Source organism: Paraniabella hibiscisoli, assembly GCF_022512515.1.
GTDB lineage: Bacteria > Bacteroidota > Bacteroidia > Chitinophagales > Chitinophagaceae > Niabella > Niabella hibiscisoli.
The window spans coordinates 2,901,620-2,924,485 of sequence record NZ_JAKWBK010000001.1; the positions used below are offsets into that span (position 1 = coordinate 2,901,620).

28 protein-coding genes are annotated in these 22,866 nt (G+C 43.0%); 25 read left to right on the top strand and 3 right to left on the bottom strand.

Going from position 1 to position 22,866, the window contains the following annotated elements:
- The first annotated feature begins 19 nt into the window (after window positions 1–19).
- The 18 genes from MKP07_RS18190 to MKP07_RS18270 all read left to right on the top strand — a co-directional run bounded on the left by MKP07_RS18190 (window position 20) and on the right by MKP07_RS18270 (window position 15,761).
- Complete coding sequence (locus MKP07_RS18190; RefSeq protein WP_240848447.1) at window positions 20–433, top strand: carboxypeptidase-like regulatory domain-containing protein; 414 nt, start codon at window positions 20–22, stop codon at window positions 431–433.
- Window positions 430–1,884: a TonB-dependent receptor plug domain-containing protein gene (locus MKP07_RS18195; protein WP_240848448.1), complete on the top strand. Its 1,455-nt coding sequence runs from the start codon at window positions 430–432 to the stop codon at window positions 1,882–1,884. Before MKP07_RS18190 ends, MKP07_RS18195 begins: the two co-directional genes overlap by 4 nt.
- Window positions 1,815–3,203, top strand: a complete 1,389-nt coding sequence (locus tag MKP07_RS18200; protein WP_240848449.1) for a SusC/RagA family TonB-linked outer membrane protein — start codon at window positions 1,815–1,817, stop codon at window positions 3,201–3,203. The genes MKP07_RS18195 and MKP07_RS18200 overlap by 70 nt, the downstream gene beginning before the upstream one ends.
- Window positions 3,204–3,286: 83 nt before the next feature.
- Window positions 3,287–5,065: a RagB/SusD family nutrient uptake outer membrane protein gene (locus tag MKP07_RS18205; RefSeq protein ID WP_240848450.1), complete on the top strand. Its 1,779-nt coding sequence runs from the start codon at window positions 3,287–3,289 to the stop codon at window positions 5,063–5,065.
- A gap of 413 nt (window positions 5,066–5,478) precedes the next feature.
- The gene (locus MKP07_RS18210) at window positions 5,479–6,066 is read left to right on the top strand and encodes a hypothetical protein (protein ID WP_240848451.1); all 588 of its coding nucleotides are present in this window, start codon (window positions 5,479–5,481) and stop codon (window positions 6,064–6,066) included.
- Between the two features lie 278 nt (window positions 6,067–6,344).
- Entirely contained in the window at window positions 6,345–7,547 is a 1,203-nt protein-coding gene (locus MKP07_RS18215; protein WP_240848452.1) for a rhamnogalacturonidase, read from the top strand.
- Between the two features lie 10 nt (window positions 7,548–7,557).
- Window positions 7,558–9,456 (top strand): transthyretin-like family protein, encoded by a 1,899-nt coding sequence (locus tag MKP07_RS18220; protein WP_240848453.1) that lies wholly within the window; start codon window positions 7,558–7,560, stop codon window positions 9,454–9,456.
- Entirely contained in the window at window positions 9,453–9,944 is a 492-nt protein-coding gene (locus tag MKP07_RS18225) for a hypothetical protein (RefSeq protein ID WP_240848454.1), read from the top strand. Before MKP07_RS18220 ends, MKP07_RS18225 begins: the two co-directional genes overlap by 4 nt.
- Window positions 9,945–10,553: 609 nt before the next feature.
- Complete coding sequence (locus MKP07_RS18230; RefSeq protein WP_394803668.1) at window positions 10,554–11,591, top strand: right-handed parallel beta-helix repeat-containing protein; 1,038 nt, start codon at window positions 10,554–10,556, stop codon at window positions 11,589–11,591.
- Complete coding sequence (locus MKP07_RS18235; RefSeq protein WP_240848456.1) at window positions 11,582–12,343, top strand: hypothetical protein; 762 nt, start codon at window positions 11,582–11,584, stop codon at window positions 12,341–12,343. The genes MKP07_RS18230 and MKP07_RS18235 overlap by 10 nt, the downstream gene beginning before the upstream one ends.
- 128 nt (window positions 12,344–12,471) lie before the next feature.
- Window positions 12,472–12,858 carry a helix-turn-helix domain-containing protein gene (locus tag MKP07_RS18240; protein ID WP_240848457.1) on the top strand — a complete coding sequence of 129 codons (387 nt, stop codon included), beginning with the start codon at window positions 12,472–12,474 and terminating at the stop codon, window positions 12,856–12,858.
- Between the two features lie 32 nt (window positions 12,859–12,890).
- Complete coding sequence (locus tag MKP07_RS18245; protein ID WP_240848458.1) at window positions 12,891–13,337, top strand: methylated-DNA--[protein]-cysteine S-methyltransferase; 447 nt, start codon at window positions 12,891–12,893, stop codon at window positions 13,335–13,337.
- The gene (locus MKP07_RS18250; protein WP_240848459.1) at window positions 13,324–14,037 is read left to right on the top strand and encodes a 2OG-Fe(II) oxygenase; all 714 of its coding nucleotides are present in this window, start codon (window positions 13,324–13,326) and stop codon (window positions 14,035–14,037) included. The genes MKP07_RS18245 and MKP07_RS18250 overlap by 14 nt, the downstream gene beginning before the upstream one ends.
- Before the next feature lie 3 nt (window positions 14,038–14,040).
- On the top strand, window positions 14,041–14,286 hold the full coding sequence (locus tag MKP07_RS18255; protein ID WP_240848460.1) for an Ada metal-binding domain-containing protein: 246 nt from the start codon (window positions 14,041–14,043) through the stop codon (window positions 14,284–14,286).
- A complete protein-coding gene (locus tag MKP07_RS18260; RefSeq protein ID WP_240848461.1) occupies window positions 14,273–14,464 on the top strand; it encodes an alpha-ketoglutarate-dependent dioxygenase AlkB family protein in 192 nt (63 codons plus the stop codon). The genes MKP07_RS18255 and MKP07_RS18260 overlap by 14 nt, the downstream gene beginning before the upstream one ends.
- Window positions 14,446–14,679: an alpha-ketoglutarate-dependent dioxygenase AlkB gene (locus tag MKP07_RS38910; protein ID WP_317236049.1), complete on the top strand. Its 234-nt coding sequence runs from the start codon at window positions 14,446–14,448 to the stop codon at window positions 14,677–14,679. The genes MKP07_RS18260 and MKP07_RS38910 overlap by 19 nt, the downstream gene beginning before the upstream one ends.
- Before the next feature lie 5 nt (window positions 14,680–14,684).
- Window positions 14,685–14,834, top strand: a complete 150-nt coding sequence (locus MKP07_RS38915; RefSeq protein WP_262919357.1) for an alpha-ketoglutarate-dependent dioxygenase AlkB — start codon at window positions 14,685–14,687, stop codon at window positions 14,832–14,834.
- Between the two features lie 117 nt (window positions 14,835–14,951).
- Window positions 14,952–15,761 carry an alpha/beta hydrolase gene (locus tag MKP07_RS18270; protein WP_240848462.1) on the top strand — a complete coding sequence of 270 codons (810 nt, stop codon included), beginning with the start codon at window positions 14,952–14,954 and terminating at the stop codon, window positions 15,759–15,761.
- A 63-nt stretch (window positions 15,762–15,824) separates the two neighbouring features.
- On the opposite strand, the gene MKP07_RS18275 is transcribed toward MKP07_RS18270, so the two are convergent.
- Genes MKP07_RS18275 through MKP07_RS42705 form a run of 3 tightly spaced genes read right to left on the bottom strand, consistent with a single transcriptional unit; the run spans window position 15,825 to window position 16,466 of the window.
- The gene (locus tag MKP07_RS18275) at window positions 15,825–16,010 is read right to left on the bottom strand and encodes a nucleoside triphosphate pyrophosphohydrolase family protein (protein WP_240848463.1); all 186 of its coding nucleotides are present in this window, start codon (window positions 16,008–16,010) and stop codon (window positions 15,825–15,827) included.
- The gene (locus tag MKP07_RS18280; RefSeq protein ID WP_240848464.1) at window positions 16,004–16,147 is read right to left on the bottom strand and encodes a hypothetical protein; all 144 of its coding nucleotides are present in this window, start codon (window positions 16,145–16,147) and stop codon (window positions 16,004–16,006) included. Before MKP07_RS18280 ends, MKP07_RS18275 begins: the two co-directional genes overlap by 7 nt.
- The gene (locus MKP07_RS42705; RefSeq protein ID WP_394803669.1) at window positions 16,137–16,466 is read right to left on the bottom strand and encodes a nuclear transport factor 2 family protein; all 330 of its coding nucleotides are present in this window, start codon (window positions 16,464–16,466) and stop codon (window positions 16,137–16,139) included. Before MKP07_RS42705 ends, MKP07_RS18280 begins: the two co-directional genes overlap by 11 nt.
- Before the next feature lie 312 nt (window positions 16,467–16,778).
- Between MKP07_RS42705 and MKP07_RS18290 the strand changes: the two genes are divergently transcribed.
- From MKP07_RS18290 to MKP07_RS18320, 7 genes are all read left to right on the top strand, one after another.
- Entirely contained in the window at window positions 16,779–17,150 is a 372-nt protein-coding gene (locus MKP07_RS18290) for a VOC family protein (protein WP_240848466.1), read from the top strand.
- Between the two features lie 293 nt (window positions 17,151–17,443).
- The gene (locus MKP07_RS18295; protein WP_240848467.1) at window positions 17,444–17,653 is read left to right on the top strand and encodes a hypothetical protein; all 210 of its coding nucleotides are present in this window, start codon (window positions 17,444–17,446) and stop codon (window positions 17,651–17,653) included.
- A 53-nt stretch (window positions 17,654–17,706) separates the two neighbouring features.
- Window positions 17,707–19,752 (top strand): DUF4982 domain-containing protein, encoded by a 2,046-nt coding sequence (locus MKP07_RS18300; protein ID WP_240850933.1) that lies wholly within the window; start codon window positions 17,707–17,709, stop codon window positions 19,750–19,752.
- A gap of 26 nt (window positions 19,753–19,778) precedes the next feature.
- The gene (locus MKP07_RS18305) at window positions 19,779–20,444 is read left to right on the top strand and encodes a hypothetical protein (RefSeq protein ID WP_240848468.1); all 666 of its coding nucleotides are present in this window, start codon (window positions 19,779–19,781) and stop codon (window positions 20,442–20,444) included.
- 29 nt (window positions 20,445–20,473) lie between these two features.
- Entirely contained in the window at window positions 20,474–20,899 is a 426-nt protein-coding gene (locus MKP07_RS18310) for an alpha-glucuronidase family glycosyl hydrolase (RefSeq protein ID WP_240848469.1), read from the top strand.
- 56 nt (window positions 20,900–20,955) lie between these two features.
- Window positions 20,956–22,296 (top strand): glycosyl hydrolase 115 family protein, encoded by a 1,341-nt coding sequence (locus MKP07_RS18315; RefSeq protein WP_240848470.1) that lies wholly within the window; start codon window positions 20,956–20,958, stop codon window positions 22,294–22,296.
- Complete coding sequence (locus tag MKP07_RS18320; RefSeq protein ID WP_240848471.1) at window positions 22,230–22,829, top strand: hypothetical protein; 600 nt, start codon at window positions 22,230–22,232, stop codon at window positions 22,827–22,829. The genes MKP07_RS18315 and MKP07_RS18320 overlap by 67 nt, the downstream gene beginning before the upstream one ends.
- Window positions 22,830–22,866 lie beyond the last annotated feature (37 nt).

Here is a 22,866-nt window from a genome sequence, read left to right on the forward strand (position 1 = left end):
GTTTATAAAGACTAAAAAGATGATGATGTATAATCAAATGAAACCTGTTTTAATTGTAGCACTGGCAGCTTTGTTAGCTACAGGCTTACATGCACAAACACGCCCGGTTGCTAATGGAAATTCAGCTACCGGTACGAATGCTGCGGCGTTGGTGATAAAAGGGATAGTGAAGAGTGCAGCCAGTGGTAATGGCATCAATGGTGCGCAAGTACAGGTGAAGGGATTTTCTGCAGCTATTGCCGATACCGCAGGTAACTTTTCATTGAAGATTCCCAATACTACAGCAACCATTTTAGTAGAAGCCGATGGCTTTGATGCGAAGCTGGTACCGGTAAAATACCGGGAACAGCTTGAAATTGTACTGCAGTCCCGCACGGTAGCATCGTATCATGATGTACTCGTAACACCGACAGGTAATCAGCATAAAAAATGATGACAGCTTCCGTAGATCAGCAAAGACCTGACGGCTGGCAACAACCATTGGAAACGATAGACTCGTGGCTACAAGGTCGTGTAGCGGGTTTAAATGCTGTTCGCCGCTCAGGCTTGCCAGGTGCAGGGGCTAATTTATCTCTGAATGGGATTAACTCGCTTTATGCCACCAATAAACCATTGATAGTGGTAGATGGAATGCCATTTGAAGCTAATGAGTATGGGGAAAGTATTATTGCAAATAACTATACCAATCCATTAAGCCTGATTGATATAAAGGATATTGACAATATTACGGTGCTGAAGGATGCCACCAGTATTTACGGTGCTAAAGGTGCCAACGGCGCTATTATTATTACTACAGTAAGTGCAGAAGGGCGACAGGCAACTAAAATTGATGCAGGTATTTATGCTGGGTTCAATGCAGCACCGTCAAACCTCCCGGTGCTGGATGCGACTGGTTATAGAACCCATCTCAGCCGGATGTTGCAGAGTCGTGGCATGAGCGCCAACCAGGTTGCTGCGGAGCCCTATATGATGGATGATCCTTCGAGAGCTGATTATGCTACCTATCATAATAATACCGACTGGCAACAGAAGGTGCTGGACAATAGTATGAGCCAGAATGCCTACCTGCGTATTACAGGAGGTGATAATATTGCTACTTACGGTCTCACGGTGGGGTATATGAAAAACGCCGGAATAGTAAAAAATACCAACCTCGAACGATATAACACTCGCTTTAATGCACAGTTCAATTTTACAGAAAAATTAACCGGTATTGCTAACCTCGGTTTCACCTATAACACGCAGGATTTGAAAGACCAGGGTATCGCAGATAAAACGGCGCCTGTTTTTAATGGGCTGGTAAAAGCTCCCTTCCTTACAGATCATATACTGGCGGCCGATGGAACAGCTTCTCCAAACCTGGAAGGTGTGGATAGCCTGGGTATCGGCAACCCTAGTACAATTATTGAAAAAATTGAAGCCTACAATAAATACTACCGATTTTTCGGTTCTTTTAAATTCAAGTATGACATCAATAAGTACCTTGCTGCCAGTACATTAATCGGGCTGCAATTCGATAAAATAAGAGAGACCTACTTCATACCCAGCCTGGGCATCGTAAAAGATACTTTGTGGAACGATATCGCCAATAACCGAATGGGCTCGCAGGTAAAGCAATTGTTTTCATTATTTAATGATACCCGCCTGGATTATAACAGAACCTTTGGTTATATACATTCGATCAATGCCAGCCTGGGTGTACGATACCAGAATAACAAGGCCAACCAGGTAAACGTGTTTACAGCTAACTCTGCTACAGATGATATGGTAAGTGTACAAAATGGCCTGGCAGCGCTTCGCAGCGTGGGGGAGCCATGGGAGAATGGAACTGGCTCAACGCCTACCTGGGTGCTAACTATGGTTTTAAAGATAAGCTGTTTTTGAGCCTGAATATGGCATTAGATGGTTCCTCCCGGTTTGGAGTAAAAGCAGCTAATGGCCTTACTATTGGTGATCGCCAATTTCCTTTGTTTCCGTCGCTGGCAGCAGCCTGGCTGCTTTCTTCTGAAAAATTTATGTCGGCGTCCTCTATTGATCTGTTAAAGCTTAGGGTATCTTACGGTATTAGTGGTAACGACGATATAGGCAATTATACTTCGCGCTATATCTATATTGGACAAAATCTGTTGGGTGCTCAGGGCGCTGTTCGTAAATGGATTTCCAATCCCGAATTGCAGTGGGAAACCGTCACCAGGCTTAATGCAGGACTTGACCTGGCGTTCTGGAAAGAGCGGGTTACCTTGGGTCTAGATGTATATAGCAATCGCACTACAAATATGCTGGTGTATCAGCCTCTGCAAACTATAACTGGATTCAGCAGTACACTTAGCAATGGTGGTGAGCTAAAAAATAACGGAATAGAAGCGAGCGCGAATGTTCGCATCATCAATAAGGTGAAATTTAAGTGGGATTTTGGAGCCAATATATCTAGCTACAAAAATCAGATTGTAGCAGTACCTAACAATGCTATTTATACTGATTTTGCAGGGGCGACGATTCTTACTGCGGTTGGGCAGTCTGCCAACCAGTTTTATGGCTACAAAACCAATGGTGTTTATGCGTCTGATGCTGAAGCAACTGATGCAGGGCTGAGCAAAGAGAATAACGATGGTGCTCTCGCGGCTTTTAAAGGAGGGGATGTTCGTTTTGTTGACCAAAATGGTGACAAGGTTATTGATGATAAGGACAGAACCGTTATCGGCGATCCAAATCCTGATTTTTTCGGTGGTGTAAGCAATCGTTTTATCTGGAAAGGTTTTGAGGTAAATGCGTTATTCACCTTCTCCGTAGGAAATGAAATATATAACTATGTGCGTCATAGGCTGGAGTCGCAAAGCGGTGTGGAAAACCAGTTGCAGAGCGTTTTAAACAGTTGGAGGCTGGACGGGCAACAAACCAATATGCCCAAAGCAACATGGGGTGACCCCATGGGTAATAACCGTTTTAGCGACCGCTGGATAGAAGATGGAAGTTACCTGCGCCTGCGTTCACTCAATCTTACCTATAACCTGCCCTTAAAAGCTACAGCGGCTTTTAAAAGTATAGCAGTATCTGTAACAGGGAACAACCTGTTTACAGCAACAAAATATTTGGGTTATGATCCCGAGTTCGGCGCATCTCAGAGTCCGCTGGCGCAGGGTATTGACACTGGGCTTGATCCCCTGTTTAAAAATGTGGTACTGGGAGTAAGGATCGGATTATAAATTATGGTTCAGGTATTCTACTAAGTCTGAAAAGGCTGGCAGGAGGAAAAGAGAGGAGTCTATTAACAAGAAAAAATTGTAAAATGAAAAAATTTTTTATAAGAGCAACAGGGTTGAGCTTAGCAGCCATACTGGTGTTGACTGGTTGTAAAAAAATGTTCGATAAAATGCCAACTAATGAGCTGGATAACAGTCAGGCTTACGCCAATGTATACGATGCGGATGCGGCTGTAATGGGTGTTTACGGTAAATTTATGGGATTGGCAGACCGCTATATTATCTTGAATGAACTACGGGCTGATCTTTTAGACTATACGGTGAATGCTGATAAATGGCTGCGCCAGATCAGCAATCATTCGGCCACGGTGGAAAATCCTTATGCTGATCCGCGCCCATTTTATGAAGTAATTATTAATTGTAATGATGTGTTATTTAACTTAAATAAGATGTATGCGGAAAAGAAAATTAGTGAAGCTGATTATCGTGAGCGTTATTCGGATATTGCCTGCTTAAGGAGTTTTTTATATCTCCAATTGGGAATCCATTATGGAGATGAAGTGCGCTATGTAACCAGCCCGTTGGCAACACTGGCAGATACTAAAAATGAAGGACTATTTCCCAAGGTTAGTTTCGATGCGCTGCTGGATTCTTTGATTTCTTTTACCGAAACCATACCTTTCCGAATGCAGTATTCTACAGGTTCATCTTTAAATATTACATTGGATGGATATCCAACTTCTAAGTTCTTCATTAATAAAAAGTGTTTGTTGGCAGATTTATATCTCTGGAAAGGTAATTATAACCAGGCGGCTAACTATTATCGGGAAGTAATGGAAACCTCTACGCCAGAAGGTGAAGGAGAAAATTATTATACGCAGTATAAATTAGGATGGTACGGTACCGCAGGGTCTTTATACGTTGGCTACACGGTAACGGGTGGTAACCTGTCGCTTAATTTTGGATCTGGTTGGCGTATGATGTTTCAAACGGCCATGAATACTGATCATGGAACAAGAGAGTGGGTGTGGAGTTTGCCTTTTGACAATAAATTTGCTCCTGCTAACCCATTGATCAAATTATTCTCTCCTATTGGAGGTGATTATCTGTTAAAGCCATCGCAGCAGGTAATGGATATGTGGAATTCTCAGCCACAAAGGCCTTATACATATTCGAACGTGACTATCCGGACAGAACTGCCGTTCGATGCCAGGCGCGATTTAAGTGTGAAAAATCTAAATGGTCAAAACGTGGTAATGAAATATCTATATAAATACCTTAACTGGGAAACAAGTGCTCCTGCAAACGTTTTGGTGAAGAATGGAGACTGGTATTTGTATCGTCAAACAAATTTGCATATGCGTTTTGCCGAGGCGGCCAACCGCGACGGCTGGCATAAATTGGGGTGGGCATTTTTTAACAATGGTATTATAGGAGCATACGATACCGCGGGAAGTGGTAACAACATCACTAACTTAATGAATACGCTTGACTATCCTTATCCTTATAATTTTGATGCACGTTACAGGCAAACTGCAATACCGTTTTTTCGTGGACTTTGGTATAGAAACATTGGCGTAAGAAATAGAGCGAATCAGCCTAATTTGACGCTTACTGCCACCAATAAGGCTGATAGCCTTATACAAGTGGAAAATGGGTTGTTGCAGGAAACCGCCCTGGAGAATGCGTTTGAGGGTACTCGTTGGGCTGATTTATTGCGTATCGCACGCAGGCGTAATGATCCGTCTATCATTGCAGATAAAGTATACCAGAAATTATTAAAAGATGGAGATCCCAATGCAGGAGCCGCGCGAGCTAAACTAATGAATAAGGAAGGTTGGTATTTGCCGTTTAAGTTGGACTAGGACAGATGGTAGATGGATGTTAAGAGATGACCAAGGACGAGTAACAGATGACCAGTAACAGATGACCGGATTTAGTAGCGTATTCAGAATGCGCCAAATTGAAAATCTTTTATTGGTTCCTGTCCGCCCGTTCAGGTAAGGTATTCGTAACATACATCACGGCCATTATTAAGAGTATACGGTCTGTTATGCAAGGTTGAGTTCTCAAAAGAAAATATGAAATACCAACCGGATTCTGGGATAAAACAAGGCTGTCGCATAATGCAAGCCGTTACAATTAGAAAAATCGCTTCATATAAATTTAATTTGTGAAAACGCAATTGCCAACTGTTTTGAAACTATAGCAAAGTCCGTGTTATAGCACCGTCTTTTGCTTCCATGCTAAGTATTTAATCGCCTCTAATAAATCAATTATGAAAAAAACACTGTTTCGATTATCAGCAAGCTGCGCCATTTTATTCACTTTTATTATCTCGACCTCGTTCCTTTCTGTTTCTAAAACGAAGGCAAGAGTGGATGATACGCCTTTTTACCTGAGAATTGAGATGCGGAATGGAAGTAATAGTTTTACAGACTATGGTGATGGATTTTCAGTATACCAAACAAAAGCAGATTTATATGTTTGCGCGTATGCAGACTACGAATGCACCGTGCCATATGTAGTTTCTCAAAATTTTTATTTTGAATATCGTGAAGAAGTTGCCACAGAAAATTGGACTCCCGGTCCGCAAACCCCAACTTATACAGCTGGGTCATTTGATATAGAATTTCCTGGAGGCGAGAGTGAAATACAAGTAGACGATGACATACCCGTTTATATCAGTACCACTCTCGGTGATCCAAATTTGTCTGAGCATGTATCATACAATACAATGGTGAGATGTGCAAATACACCTTCTTCATTGAAATATGTCGGCGTGAAAACGAACGACGGCGGCATTCCTCCATACAATCCTGGTTATTATATCAAAATAAATTTACCTGATTGTAATTGTAATTAAGATGCTAATGGGGCTTTAGCTGGCGTCGTTACCTGCAACTGAGTGCAACAGGTTTACAGGAACTTAATAATGCGCCGTTGATTGCATTATCCGAGCATTCGTGGCTTATTTCTTTATCAATGTTTTATACCAAAACTAACTGCTTATTTTTGAACGACTATGATGTATAAATGTATAAAACTGGTTGTCGTATTATTAGTGGCGTTTAATGTTCAGCTAACCGCCCAGGATCTTTTCCCGATGGTACGCCCATTCCCGATTGGTTCAGGCAAAATGAATTGACTGATATTAATAAACTGGGTAAGCAGTACCGCATTACAGCTCACGGTGTAAAAACAGATAGTAACCTGGTGCAGACCCAGGCCATACAGGCGGTGATTGATAAAGCCGCTGCAGCCGGCGGCGGCGTCATCATTATTCCAAAAGGCGTTTTCTTAAGCGGCAACCTGTTTTTTAAACCTGGGACACATTTGCACCTCGAAGTGGCTGCGACCCTAAAAGCCAGTGATGATATCAGTGATTTTAAAGTGTTGACTACCCGTATTGAGGGGGAAACCTGCACCTATTTCCCGGCGCTCGTTAACGCGGATAGTGTCAACGGGTTTACCATTTCCGGGAAGGGAACGCTCAACGGAAACGGCCTGCGCTATTGGAAAGCATTCTGGTTGCGTCGTAGCTGGAATCCAAAATGCACCAATAAAGATGAAATGAGGCCGCGCCTCCTCTATATATCCAATAGCAAGGATGTACAGGTATCGGGCATACGGCTGATCAATTCACCATTCTGGACCTCCCACTATTACAAATGCGAAAACCTGAAATTGCTGAACCTTTATATCTATGCACCTGCCGCGCCTGTAAAAGCGCCTAGCTCTGATGCTATCGACTTAGATGTGTGTAAAAATGTACTGATCAAGAACTGCTATATGTCGGTGAACGATGATGCAGTAGCATTAAAAGGTGGTAAAGGCCCCCAGGCAGATAAAGATCCCAATAATGGAGGTAATTTTAATATCATTATTGAAGATAACACCTATGGTTTTTGCCATGGTGCACTGACTTTCGGTAGCGAATCCGTTCATAACCGGAATATTATTTTACGTCGTATTAAAATTGACCATGCACAAAGATTACTATGGTTGAAAATGCGCCCGGATACACCGCAGTTGTATGAGTATGTAACGGTGGAGGACATCAAAGGCAGCGTAACCAATATGGTCTATATTCAGCCCTGGACGCAGTTTTTCGATCTGAAAGGAGAGACGGATATTAAAATGTCTTATGCCAATCATATTACCATGAAGAACCTGAAATTGGATTGTGATAATGTATTTAACGTAAGCAATTCAGAACAGTATAAACTGACCCATTTCATTTTTAAAGATTGGAAAGTAAAAGCAGCTAAAAATCCGTCCATACAAAAAAATTATATCGACAACTTCACCCTGGAAAATGTAGTGGTGAACGATCAGAAATTATAAAAATTTATTGATGCTGCCATTGAGAAAAGAAAAGCTTCAGGTATTCCTGTTACTGGCACTGCTGTATGCAACAAGTGCTGTGGCACAAACGGTTGCTCCCGAAGATATCCTCGCGAGGTATGAAAAATATCCGGTGGAGAAAGTCTTCATGCACCTCGATAAGGGAGAATACCTGGCTGGTGAGCCCATACAGTTTAAGGCCTGGGTGATTTGCCGGGGTGAGCTTTCAAAAATATCTACTAATCTGTATGTGGAATTGCTGGATGTAAATAAAAAACTAATAACAGTCAGTAAAACGCCCGTAACATCCGGCGTCTCCGAGGGCTTTATAACAGTACCCGCAAAAGTTGCTGAAAATGTATATTATATAAGAGCCTATACCAACTGGATGCTGAATTTTGGCGAACAGTTCCAGTTTATTCGCCCACTGAATATTTACAATAACAGCTCAGATAAAAAACTGGCAAAATCGGTAGCCAGCTGGTCCGTTGAATTAAAACCCGAGGGCGGTAACTGGCTGAGTCATACGAATACAAAAGTTGCCGTGCGCTTAAAAGCACCAGGTGATTTACCCGACAGGGTGAGCGGTTATCTGTATGAGGGAAATGACAGTTTGAATAAGCTGGCAGCTATTCAATTTTATAATAATGAAATAGGTAGCCTCGTATTTGCCCCTTTAGCAGGTAAGGAGTATCATGTAAAGGTTGTTGATGGAAGCGGGACCAGCAAAATTATCCGGATCCCGGCCTGTGTAGATACAGGCATTGCATTAAAAGTGAACGCGACCAGTAAAATGATTGTTTACAGCCTGCAGGCCAAAGGCATTACCGATCAATTAAAAGGATATAAGATCATTGCATACAATAAGGGACAACTACTTTTCAATGGCATGATCCCTGCTGCCCTGGAAACCGTTGAAGGGAAAATACCGGTAGATAGCAAGACCGCAGGTTTGGTGCATATTGCCGTATTTGACCCAACCGGACAGTTGGCGGCTCAGCGGCTTTGTTTTGTAGATAATAACCTTATCCCGGGCATAATACCTTCGATAGCTGTTATTGCCCGGTCCGAACAAGCTAAGGGTTTAAACCGTTTTGAAATCAATGTCTCCGACACCTTAAACAGGCATACTTACCTGGCAGAAGTAACAGGAACGGGTACCCCTTTGGCCTGGCCTCAGCAAAATCTGCTTGCTGCATTTTACCTGGATGATTTGCCGCAGTTGCCGCTCCATGCCAGCCGCTACACCGATCTGCAGGAGCCTCTTCAAAAAGAAGCGCTGGATTACCTCTTAATAAGCGAAAGCCGCGGGCTCTATGACTGGTCCTGGTTACTGTCGCATCCTGTTCCGGCAGTTACCCGGTTCCCGGATAATTATATTACTTACATGGGCAAAATTACACTGGATAAAAAGCCGGTTGTCAACGAGGCTGCTACGGTGCTGTTGAGCCTGAATGATTCGGTTAATGTTGTGAGAAATATAAAAACAGATGAGAAAGGTGAATTTCTTATCAATAAGATATTTTTCCGCGATAGCGCCAAAGTCTATTTTCATATTCATAAGAAAACGCGCTATGATGATCTGTATGAAATGAGTTTGAAAGAGGTTTGGGATACCGCAGGGTATATGCTACCATTGCCGGTAAATGCTTACGGGCTCGCTGCAGGCAGGGATGATGCTACCAATGCCAGGGTTCAGGCATACGCGCAAGCCTTATCAGCTTTCGATTTGAGTGGCGATAAAGAAGCCGAAATGATGGAAGTGGTAAAAGTGCAGGCGGTGAGAAACCTTACCAAAGAATTAGAGAAGGAATTAACTACGCCCTTGTTCAGTGATCCGGGAGAAGTAGTTTTAGACTTTATCAACCAGGACCAGGATACCGGGGGCTCTTTGTTACTGGATTTTTGAATGGAAGACTACCGGGTGTGACGGTAAATCCCGGGGAGGCCCCCACCTTCAGGGGCGGCACGGTTGCCCTTTACATGGATGAGATGCCTGCCGATATTGAAATGATCAATACCATGCCTATTGATAATATTGCCCTGGTGAAATTTCTGCGCAATAGCTTTGCACTGGGCGCCACGAATGGGGTGCTGTCTATTTATACCAAAAGGGGAAGGTTGCTGGCCGAATCGCAGCCTGGCAGAAAGCCAAAGAAATTCAACTCACTAGCAGGGTATCCGGCTACCCAAAGGTTTGAAGCAGCCGATTATTCAAAATCGGAAGTTGACAAAACGATAAAGGATACCCGTAGCGTATTACTCTGGAAGCCCGGTTTCAACAGTAGCACTATGCAGCTGGATTTTTATAATAACGACCATACAACAGCAGCCACACTCACTTTTACGGGTTTGGACGCCACAGGGAAGCCCTTTTATTTACGTAAACAATTTTAACGGAAAACAGCGGATGGTTTGCTGCTTGTGCAACTAGGAGTGTCCGGTACTTTCCATCTTCATCGTCACCCCCTATCCTGGAACGGAGGGGGACAACGCAATGCTTTCCTGTGTAACAGTTCATTTCTCCCCGCTATGCCTCATTCATCGAAACAATGAAACAATGGCTTAGCATGTAACAGGATTAACAACAAAATAGTGTAAACTTTTTTCATAACGAGTCAGTTGGTGACCATTAGTTTTGTAACATGTCGAAAACGTTACATTGAACCCAGCTACAATCTTGTAACATTCCTGTGATTTTTATTGTAAGAAGTTACAAATCTTTTAGTACGGAACCTTGTAAACAAAACTCAACCGATTGCATTTTAATCCACCAACTTTTTTCAGGATACTGCGGGATGGTCAATGTTATGGCGCATTCTATTTTCGTTTTAAATGAAGTTTATAATAGACGGTTGCAGATGAATTACGGTTTGAATCATTTGAATGGCCTGTTACATGTCCGCTGCCTGCATTGCCTGCTGCCATAGCAAAACAAATTCTTAACGGTACTAAAAAACGAACGATGTTAAAAAATGCCATTTTCACTTTCCTGTTTTCCTTCTTATTTTTTCAGCCTCGGCGGCCACTTACTATGTCGCTACCAATGGTGATGATGCCAATGCAGGAACGATCGATGCACCATTTGCCAGTTTGACTAGAGCACAAAGCCTGGTCGTAGCGGGCGACATCGTCTATATCAGAGGAGGGGTGTACACGCCCACTAATGCCGAAATCATGAACAATACCAGCGATGCTGTGCGGGCCTTTGTATTTCACATGAATAAATCGGGCACGGCTGGTAATCCCATTTCTTATATAGGATATCCGGGAGAACGCCCGGTTTTTGATCTGCAAAATATAGATCCCGATGTGTTGAATAAACGTATTATTGTATTTAACGTAACCGGCAGTTACCTGCATTTTAAAAACTTTGAAATAATTGGCACACGGGTACTTAACACCACCGCCAATACTCAATCAGAATGTATCCGGGTCAACGGCGGCAACAATAATATTTTTGAACACCTGGCCATGCATGATGGAAAAGCGATTGGTTTTTACCTGGCTTCGGGCGCTAATAACCTTGTATTAAACTGTGATGCTTACAATAATTTTGACAATGTATCCGGCAATCAAAGAGGAGGTAATGTGGACGGATTTGGGGCACATGCCGACAGGTTAACCAGCACCGGCAATGTGTTCAGGGGCTGCCGTGCCTGGTATAACAGCGACGATGGTTTTGATCTTATTTCCTGCCTCACGCCTGTTACCATTGAGTTTTGCTGGGCTTTTTATAACGGCTACACGCCGGCCTCAACCGCAGGAACTTTAACAGCAACTACCCGCGCCGGAGATGGTAACGGGTTTAAAGCGGGCGGTTTTGGTATGGGAAGTTTAAGTAGCGGAGAGCAGACCCTGGATCCTGTGCCTATGCATACCGTAAAGTACAGCATTGCTTTTTATAATGGTAGCAACGGCTTTTATGCCAATCATCACCTGGGGGTATTCGATGGGAAAATAATACCGCTTCGCAAAACAGGGCCAACAACTTTAATTTCACCAATAGGTCCCAGGCATCCAAAGTGGCATCCGTGGGGGTAGATGTACCGGGTTACGGGCATATTTTCACCAATAATATTTCTTACCGTCCGGCAGGTAGCGGCGATGCCAGTAGTCCGCGGCATGTAACCATGTTAGATACTGCTAATTCAAGCCTGGCCAATAATGCTATCGGAACATCAACGAGCTTCCTGAAAATAGAAGCATTGGCCAGCAATACCAATCATTACGATTTAATATTACCCCGCAAAGCCGATGGCAGTTTACCGGATATGGATTTTTACCGCGTACGAAGCGGCAACAGTTTCTTTGTCAATAATACCGGTACTTTATTCGAAGGTCAGGCGTTGCCTGTGGATTTTGAAAACCTGGCGGCCTTTGTACGCAATGGCAGGTTGCGGGTGCGGTGGATCACCGCATCTGAATCGAATAGTCATCACTTCGAAGTAGAAGCCTCAACTGATGGAACCGGTTTTTATCCAGTGGGGCAATTGCTTACCCTGGCGCCAGAGGGCTCTTCATCTGCTTTACTTCAATACCATTTTGAAAATGATTGGCGCAGTGCTACCGCCTTAAGCGGTGTAGGCATGATCGTATTATTACTGGCACTGGATATAAGAAGAAAATATTGCTACCTGCCGATGGCTGGTGTTATTTTGTTAGTATGTTTTGCCTGCAACAAAAACGATGGACTGGCGCCACCTGCTGACCTGGAGTTATACCTCCGCATTAAACAGGTTGATCTGGATGGTAGTTTTAAGTATAGCAAAGTGGTGAAGGCTGTGGTGGAATAAAATTTGAATATAGGAAATTGATTATAGACCTTATTTAAAGGATCCGGCTACCAGGATTTAATCTTAGCATATTCCGGATTTTATAACTGTCAGCAAGTTGGGATATTTGCATTATAAAAGTCAGGAATATGGACACACAACATAATATCAATTTTAAAAGAATAGCGGAAGCTATAGACTATATTAAAGCTAATTTCAAGTCGCAACCGAATCTCGATGAAGTTGCAAAAAGTATACATGTAAGCCCTGCGCATTTTCAAAGATTGTTTACAGAATGGGCAGGCACAAGCCCTAAGAAATTCTTACAGTACATTAGCATTGAGCATGCCAAGAAAATGCTGCAACAGCAACAGGTAAGCTTATTCGATGCGGCTTTTGAAACGGGGCTATCCAGCACCAGCCGGTTGCACGATCTCTTTGTTAATATCGAAGGCATGACGCCCGCCGAATATAAAAACGGGGAAAGAACCTGCACATTTTATACAGTTTTGCGGAAAGCCCCTTTGGTCCTTTGATTGTGGCATCTACTGCAAAAGGGGTCTGTTACATGGCATTTGAAAATGATGAGGAGAAAGCATTAAAAGACCTGGTGGCAAAATTCCCCAATGCGGTATTTGAAAGAAAACTGGATCTGCTGCAGCAGAACGCCTTATTCATTTTTCAGGATGACTGGAGCAAGCTTGGCCAGGTTAAATTGCACCTGAAGGGAACGCCCTTTCAATTAAAGGTCTGGGAAAGTTTGTTGAAGATCCCCATGGGGAAACTCTCTACTTATGGCAGCCTGGCAGCCTCAATGGGTAGCCCGAATGCGTCGAGAGCTGTAGGCACGGCCATTGGAAGTAACCCAGTAGCCTTTTTGATTCCCTGTCATCGCGTCATCCAGTCAACCGGAACTTTTGGAGGCTATATGTGGGGGCCACCAGAAAAGCGGCCATCATCGGCTGGGAAGGTGCGCAAACTCAATCCGATATTGAAACATTATGAAAACAGTTGAACAAAAAATAGCAGCAACCAACTGGTCTGAGGTTACAGAAGCCATGCACAGGAGCGGTTATGCGATTATTCCAGGTCTTTTGCCGGATGAACAATGTGAAAGGTTGAAGGCCGGCTATAAACAACCAGATCTGTATCGCAAAACGGTCGTGATGGAACGATATCGTTTTGGGCTGGGCGAGTATAAATACTTCAGTTATCCGTTGCCACCGTTAATTGAGAGGATACGAACTAACTTATACCCGCATCTGGCAACTATTGCTAACACCTGGTTCGAGGTTTTAAATATAGGTCTGCAATTCCCCTTAAAGCATCAAGAGCTGCTGGAGCAATGTCATGCCAACGGACAGGAAAAAGCAACCGTCCTGATTTTGAAATATGGGGCAGGCGGATTTAATACCTTACACCAGGACCTGTATGGTGATATCTATTTTCCTATACAGGTGGTGTTGATGCTGAACGAGCCCGGGCAGGATTTTACCGGTGGTGAATTGGTATTAACCCAACAGGTGCCCAGGGCACAATCCAAAGCAATCGTTCTTCAGCCACGAAAAGGAGATGCAGTTGTATTTACTACTAACTTTAAGCCGGAGAAGGGAACAAAGGGCTACTACAGGGTAAATATGAAACATGGCGTAAGTGAAGTGAAGTCCGGGGAAAGGCATACGCTGGGTATTATTTTTCACGACGCTTTAACTTAAAGTATGATAGGGCATATAGCTATTGCAGATGATATGCTGAGGAGCCGGATCCGTAAGGGATCAATTGCCTGGGGTGGCAATCAAAAGCTGAAGATTTATGGCCTGTTAAATTGTGCTTCGGGTAAAAGAATGAAGAAAATAAACAGGGTGTTCTTTGCTTCAGAAGAGGATGCCTTGTTAAATGGTTACCGGCCTTGCGGACGCTGTATGAGTAGGGCCTACAAAAATTGGAAAGATGGATCTCTTTAATCAAACTATCGATAGCAATAAAAACTGGTTGCCATACAATGGGACCGTTAATTATTATGGCAAACTATTGTCTAAGGTACAGGCGGATCATTACCTGCATCAATTATTGGAAACCATTGAATGGCGGAACGATGAGGCCATTATTTTTGGAAAAAGATCATTACCAAAAGAAAAGTAGCCTGGTACGGTAATAAACCTTACGAATATACCTATTCCAATACGACCAAACAGGCTTTACCGTGGACAAAAGAGCTTATTGAACTAAAGGCTTTGATTGAAAAGCAGACTGGTGAAACGTTTAATTCCTGCCTGCTCAATTTGTATCATAATGGAGAAGAAGGGATGGCCTGGCATAGCGATGCAGAAACGGATCTGAAAAAGATGGTGCCATAGCATCGTTGAGCTTTGGAGCAGAAAGAAAATTTGCTTTCAAACATAAACAAACCAAAGAAAAAGTGGAGTTGGTTTTAGCACATGGCAGCCTGCTGATTATGAAAGACACTACGCAAACATTCTGGTGGCACCGGCTTCCGCCCAGTAAAAAATAACGAGCCCAAGGGTGAATCTTACATTTAGAACTATTATTGAAGAAAGACGAATACACAACGATAAACAGGTATTAAATAATTAGCGTATGTTTAATTCATTTTTAAGCTAAGAATGAAATGAAGATTGTTTATTATTGTTGGTTGTCGATATTTATCGTTCTGGCGAGTTGTGCTGATATTTTAGCTCAACAGGAACTGGTGCCGGCTCACGAAACTTTTACTATTGAATCAAAAAACGTAAAGGAGCAACGAACCATCAATGTATGGATACCACCCGGCTATTCGGCAACCACCGATTCTTTTGCCGTTTTGTATATGCCGGATGGCGGTGTTGGTGAAGATTTTCCTCATATTGCTCAAACCATTTCTGAATTAGTGGCTTCTAAGAAAATACCGCCGCTTTTGCTGGTAGGTATAGAAAACACGCAGCGGCGCAGGGATTTGTCGGGCCCTACCGAAATAAGGAAAGATAGAGAGATCGCGCCGGTAGTGGGCGGATCGGCGGCGTTTAGAATGTTTATAAAGGAAGAGCTTTTTCCTGAGATCAATAGGAGGTACCGCACCAGAAACGAAAGAACTATTATCGGGGAATCTTTAGCCGGACTATTCGTTATGGAAACCTTTTTACAGTACCCTGAAATATTTGATCGGTATATAGCTATTGATCCGTCTTTATGGTGGAACGGTCATTACCTGGTGAAAAATGCAGCGAAATACTTATTAAGAATTCCGGCGGGTAAAAAGCTTTGGTTTGCGGGCTCTCAGGCAAAGGATATATCACTTTATACCCGGCAGCTATCGGGTATACTGGAAGCCGAAAAACTACCTGGTCTTAAGTGGCAATACTCAGACGAACATAAGGAAGAGCACCATACTATCTTCAAAGCTACTAAAGAGAAGGCATTGATATGGGCATTGAATGAATAGCCGGTGCGCTGGAGTGTAGGGTTGTCAGTTGCCAGGAAGCTTTGGTGGTTTGCACTCACTACTTTATTTACCCAGCAATTGTTCGGTACTGGTTAAAAAGTTGCCAATAGCACTCCTTATATCAATGCCACTTCGTTCGGCCAATACAACCAGCCACCAGATATTTTCACCCAGCTTATATTCCAATTCTGTCTGCGAATTGGTTTTCGGCCATCTTTTCTGTTGCGCCATAATATTTCGGCCTACCAAGCCGGCATCCGTAAGGTAAGCCAGGGCATCTTCTTCAATGCTCCATTCGCTGCCGTGGTGTTGTAGTTCCAGCGCATGATATTTTTTCTCAATTCCAGCGAACGTGCAATGATCGTATTCAAATCGTTAGGTTCCATATATTAAATCTGCTTTTATGTATACAATTTTATCGTCCTCGAAAGTAAAGTCAAAGCTGCCGTTTAGCCTGCCTTCAGGAAAATCGCCGGTGAATGCTACTTCCGCGAATAGGTTTTGCGCATCTCTCAGTTGCGTGGTAACCAGGGTGGTTTGCGTATTATATCCTATAAAATAGCTGACGAAATACTCTTTAATGCCTTTATGACCGGTAAAGGTTCTGCCAACAGAAGGGTCATCCAGTACAGCTTCTTCATCAAAGTAAGAAAGGTACTTTTCGGTATCGTATTGGTTACCGGCTTTAATTAAGTTTTCAATTATTTTTTTAAAGTCATGTTAAACGGTCATAAATGCTGTTCGTTACAGCTTGTGGTGTGAATATATTTATCAATAGTTTTTCACTTTCGAAGTCGTTTTCTAAATGAAATGCCGGTATTTCTGTAAACAGGCGTACCTGGAAAAGGCCAAATAGTAATTTACCTGTTGCCCAATAAGCCGTAGTCAAACTATAATTGACGACTGTCTTATTCCTATTGAGCAGTTGTAAGATGCTATGAATCTCTTGGGGTAAATCGATGAAGTTGACTTGAAATATGGGTAAAAGTAGGGAACTTCAACCTAAATTAAATAATCATGAAGTTAACCGCCTTACGCCCCATAATATATACTCATCACCTGGAGGACACGATTCGTTTTTATATTGACCTGCTGGGATTTGTACTTGGTGGAAAAAATGACGAATGGGGCTGGGCCTCCCTCTATAAAGACCAGGTATCGATTATGTTGGCCAGGCCTAATGAACATGAAGCTTTTGAAAAGCCTGTTTTTACCGGTAGCTTTTATTTCAATACCGATGAGGTTGATGAGCTGTGGGAGTTGTTAAAAGATAAAGTGAAAGTATGCTACAGCATTGAGAACTTCAAGTGGCAAATGCGCGAATTCGGAATTTATGATAACAATGGTTACCTGTTGCAGTTTGGCCAGGATATCGCCACCCTTAAATAGGCAGTTACTAATCCCGGCATCCGTTAAATGCTGTAAAGTAAACAAAGTATTCTCTAATACGCTACCGGGAATTTTGGTACAAATCTTCGGTAGTTGCTTAATTACTCTTTATAACATGCTTTTCAACTATAATTTCAAACGATTGAAATAAGGGCCTGTTAAGGAATCATGTAAAGAAAGCGGTTAAGGCAGGTAAGAACAGGATGCAGCAGGATAATAAATAATCAAAGTCTTCTATTTTCGTTTCAGTCATTATAAAGGCAACCAATACAAAAACGATTGAAACGATTAGTATGAAAGTCTTACAACTCAATAGACGGAACCTGGAAATAATATACAGCAGCTTTTTTTATTTAATGCTGCTGTTATGGAGTGATGCTGTTGTTGCGAAGGAACCGGTACCACAACGTAAATACAACTTCAATAGTGATTGGCTGTTCAAATTAGGAGATGTCGCTGAAGCCAAAGAGGTGAGCTACAAAGCAAGCGACTGGAAAAAGTAACACTGCCTGCGGCCTGGAATGAGGACGATGCATTTAAAAAAGATATTGCTAATCTGTCAACCGGGATCGTTTGGTATCGTAAGCATTTTAAACTGCCCGCAACAGCAAAAGGGCAAAAAGTATTTATCGAGTTTGAGGGCATACGACAGGGCGGCGATTTTTATGTAAACGGAAAAGCGATCGGATTTCACGAAAACGGGGTGACAGCATTCGGTTTTGACATTACTGACCTGGTAAAATTTGATGGCCAGGAAAATATTATTGCGGCACGTATTGATAATGACTGGAATTACCGGGAAAGAGCTACCAACAGTAAATACCAGTGGGAGGATAAAAATTTCAATGCTAACTACGGAGGTATTATCCGTAATGTGTTTTTGCATATTACGCCGCGGTTATACCAAACCTTACCACTCTATTCCAATCTCAAAACAACAGGTGTTTATATTTATGCCAGTGATTTTGATATCAAAGGAAAGTCGGCAACCATTAATGCTTCTTCTGAAGTGAAAAATGAAACGCAGCAGGTGCAACAGGTCGGCTATAAAGTAGAATTGATCGATCTGGATGGAAAAATGATAAAATCTTTTACGGGTGATAAAATAGCGATACAGCCGGGTGAAACCAAAACACTAGCAGCAAGAGCTAGTGTTGCAGGCCTTAATTTCTGGAGTTGGGGATACGGGTATTTATATGAAGTGAAAACCACCTTGCTGGTAAACGATCAGCCGGTGGATGTTGTAACTACTAAAACCGGTTTTAGAAAAACTGCGTTTAAAGATGGTATGATCTATCTCAATGACCGGGTGATGATGGTGCATGGTTATGCGCAGCGCACTTCCAACGAATGGCCTGCCCTGGGTACATCCATACCTGCCTGGATGAGCGATTATAGTAATGGATTGATGGTGGAAAGCGGTGGGAACCTGGTGCGTTGGATGCATATTTCACCTTCTAAACAGGATGTGGAAAGCTGCGATAGAGTTGGGTTGATACAGGCTATGCCAGCAGGCGATGCAGAAAAAGACGTTGAAGGTACGCGATGGGAACAGCGGGTAGCGGTTATGCACGATGCTATCACATATAATCGCAATAACCCGAGTATTATTTTTTACGAATGCGGCAATGAAAGTATCAGCGAGCCACATATGGCGCAGATGAAGGCGCTGCGCGATAAATTAGATCCTTACGGAGGACGTGCTATTGGTAGCCGCGAAATGTTGGATAGTAAAGTGGCTGAGTATGGTGGCGAGATGTTATACACCAATAAAAGTGCTCATATACCCATGTGGGCTATGGAATACTCACGCGATGAGGGGTCCCGCAAATACTGGGACGAATGGACACCGCCTTTTCATAAAGACGGCGACGGACCTTTACATAACGGTCAAAGTGCTGCCACTTATAACCGGAATATGGAAAGTCATGCACTGGAAAATGTAAAGCGCTGGTACGAGTTCTGGAAAGAGCGTCCGGGTACGGGAAAGAGAGTGAGCAGCGGGGGCGTTAATATTGTGTGGTCAGAAACCAATACGCATCACCGCGGGGAAGAAAATTACAGACGCAGCGGTGAAGTAGATGCCATGCGTATAAAAAAGCAAAACTATTATGCCCATGAAGTAATGTGGGATGGATGGGTAAGCCCTGAAAGATACCGCGCGCATATTGTGGGACATTGGAACTATCGGCAAGGCGTAAAGAAAGATATCTATGTGATTTCTTCAGCTGCGAAGGTGGAACTAAAGGTAAACGGGAAATCTCTAGGTTATGGTGAGCTGAGCGATGGCTTCATCTTTACTTTTCAAAATGTAGAGTGGAAACCAGGAGTCCTCACAGCCATAGGGTACGATAAAAATAATAAAGAGGTTTGTACAAACCGGCTGGAAACCACCGGAGATCCGGTAGCGCTACGTCTTACAGAAATTAAACGTCCAACTCTCTTCCTGGCTAATGGTAACGATGTCTCGATCGTAGAAGTAGAAGTGGTTGATGCGAGAGGCAGGCGTTGTCCTACGGCTTTGGATATGATCCACTATACCCTGGAAGGACCGGCTGAATGGCGCGGGGTATGGCGATGGGGCCAGACAATTACGTATTAGCAAAGAGTTTTCCTGTAGAAGGGGGTGTGAATCGTTTTATGATCCGTTCCGCCACAACACCGGGTGCTATTACTGTAAAGGCCCAGGCAGATGGATTAAAAGCAGCCTCGATACAATTAATAACGCGTCCGGTAAAAACAGAAAATGGATTATGCACCATATTACCTGAAGCAGGGCTACCGTCTGTATTAACCCGTGGCGCGACACCTGCTACACCTTCTTACACATTAAGCCGTAAGGCATTAGGTGTTAAATCGGCTACCGCGGGAGCTAATGCTGAGAAGGCCGGACAGAGCTACGATGATAATGAATTAAGCGACTGGGTAAACGATGGTAAACTTACTACCGCATGGATTGAATATGAATTAGCAGAAGCTGCAACAGTAGATGAGATTGCGTTGAAGTTAAATAATTTCCGTTCCAGAACCTATCCTTTAATCATTACCGTGGATGGTAAAGAAGCGTTCAACGGTACTACTAAACCTACATTGGGATACTACACCATCCAATGCAAGCTGGTTAAAGGTAAAAAAATACGTATCAGGCTTGCAACCAATGCTGCCACGGGCTTTGGTTCAGGCGAAGTGGAAGTGGGGGGTAAGAAGCTGGATGATGGTGTTGCCCGTGATGACGCCAAAGCCAAAGGGGCTTTAAGCATTATTGAAGCAGAGTTTTACGAAAGGGTAAAATAAAGACACTTTAAATAAAATTTGGATTGCAGATGAAAAAGCTTTTGGCATTTTTTGTAGCCGTTGCACTTGGTACAGTTCAGTCACATGCCGATTTTGTTTTTCAGCGCAATAAAGATCTGTCTGTGTCGCTAAATGCAGCTGAAGTCCCGGTTGTACATACTGCCTTCAATATCTTAGGTAAAGATTATAAGAATGTCTTCGCCGGGAAGCTGGTAAACACGGTCAATGCAGGAATATTTATTGGAACATTGGGGAGTAATAGTGTAGCCGAAAAGCAAATTTCAGCGAAACTATTAAGTGACCTGCGTTTGCATAGTGAAGGCTTTGTGATAGAAGTTAAAAATGACCGCTTATATATAGTGGGTTCTGATAAAAGAGGTACGGCTTATGGCATATTAGAGCTATCAAGAATAATAGGTATTTCTCCTGGGAATGGTGGGCCGACTCGCCGGTGAAGAAAAAGACGTCGCTGCCTCTTAAAAATGGATTTTCAAAACTGGAATACCCGTCTGTGAAACACCGGGGTATCTTCTTTAATGATGAAGACTGGGGGCTATTACCCTGGAGTAATACCAACTTCGAGCCAGGTCTTCCCCGGGTTGGGAAAACGAAAGGCGCTATAGGTTCAAAAACCAATGCAAAAGTTTTTGAGCTCTTGCTGAGATTAAGAGCGAATACCATCTGGCCTGCCATGCATGAAGTAACCGTTCCGTTTTATTTTACCAAAGGCAATAAGGAGGTGGCTGACCAATACGGCATTATTGTAGGTACTTCCCATTGCGAACCGTTGATGAGAAACAGTGTGAATGAATGGGATATAGCGGGAAAAGGCGATTATAACTATGTGACGAACAGGGAAGCCATGCTCGCCTATTGGACAGAAAGACTAAAAGAACTAAAAGGCTCCGATAATATTTATACCATTGGCTTAAGGGGCAAGCATGATGGTATGATGCAGGGGGTGAAAACTCTGAAAGAACATAAAGCAGTATTGACACAGGTAATTAAAGATGAGAGAGAACTATTGAAAACCTATGTGAACCCAGATGTGACAAAAGTACCCCAGGTATTTATTCCTTATAAAGAAGTGTTAGATGTTTATAACGATGGAATGGAAGTGCCCGAAGATGTAACACTGATCTGGTGTGATGACAATTATGGATACCTGAAACATTTCCCGACAGAAAAAGAAAGAGCCCGAAAAGGTGGTAATGGCGTGTATTATCATATTTCTTACTGGGGACGTCCACATGACTACCTGTGGCTGGCTACCAATCATCCTGCGCAGCTGTATACCCAAATGAAGCAGGCTTATGATAAAGGCGCTAAAGACATTTGGATCTTAAATGTGGGTGATTTAAAGCCTGGTGAATATTTAACGGAATTGTTTTTAGATATGGCCTGGAATATTAATACCATAGAGAATAATATCAACGGCCTGGATCTGCATCTGCAAAATTGGTTGAGCCGAGAATTTGGATCCGTTCATGCCAAAGCATTGCTGGAAGTGATGAATGAATATTATCGTCTGGCGTATATCCGCAAGCCGGAATTTATGGGCGGTACAAGAACAGAAGAAAAAGATCCGAAGTATAAAATAGTATCGAATCTGCAGTGGAGTGAAAAGGAGATCCGCGAAAGGTTAAAAGCGTATGAAGTACTGGCAGCCAAAGTGGCGCAGCTTTCAAAAAATATACCGGCTGCACAAAAAGACAGCTGGTTTCAACTGGTAGCATATCCGGTGTTAGGTGCAGCCGCAATGAACAAAAAATATTGTATGGTCAATTGGCAAGAAATGGTAAAGCAGACTGGACTAAAAGCGATCTCGGCTATGAAGAAATTCAGCAATTAACCAGCCGTTATAATGCTTTGGGCGGTGGTAAGTGGAAAGGAATGATGGATGCCAAACCCCGCGACCTGGCCGTATTTGACAAGCTGCCCCGTACAAAAGCAGAAGCAGAACTGGTATCTTACAAGCCTCCAAAATTTCTGTGGAATGGTATAGCCTATACTTCTTATTCGGGCAACAAACCCCTGGCTCATGGCTTGGGCTATCAGCGTAGTGCGGTGTCTCTGCCTGTGGGAACAGAGTTGCACTATAGTTTTGAATGGAGTAGTACTGATTCGTTGCATATTCAGGTGGCATTAGCGCCCAATCATCCCGTTGAAGGGAAAGCCATTCGATATGCAATCCGTATCAATGATGGAACGGAGCAAATTGTAAACTATGCTACAGAAGGGCGTAGTGAAGAATGGAAAGAGAATGTATTGCGTAACCAGGCCATTCGCACTACGGTTCATGCACCTAATAAAAACGGTAAACTAAATATTTATATAAAGGCGTTGGATGAGGGTGTTGTTATAGATCAGGTAAAGGCTTGGTAGTTCTAGGGTACGTATTCGATAAATGAGTTCCTTAATT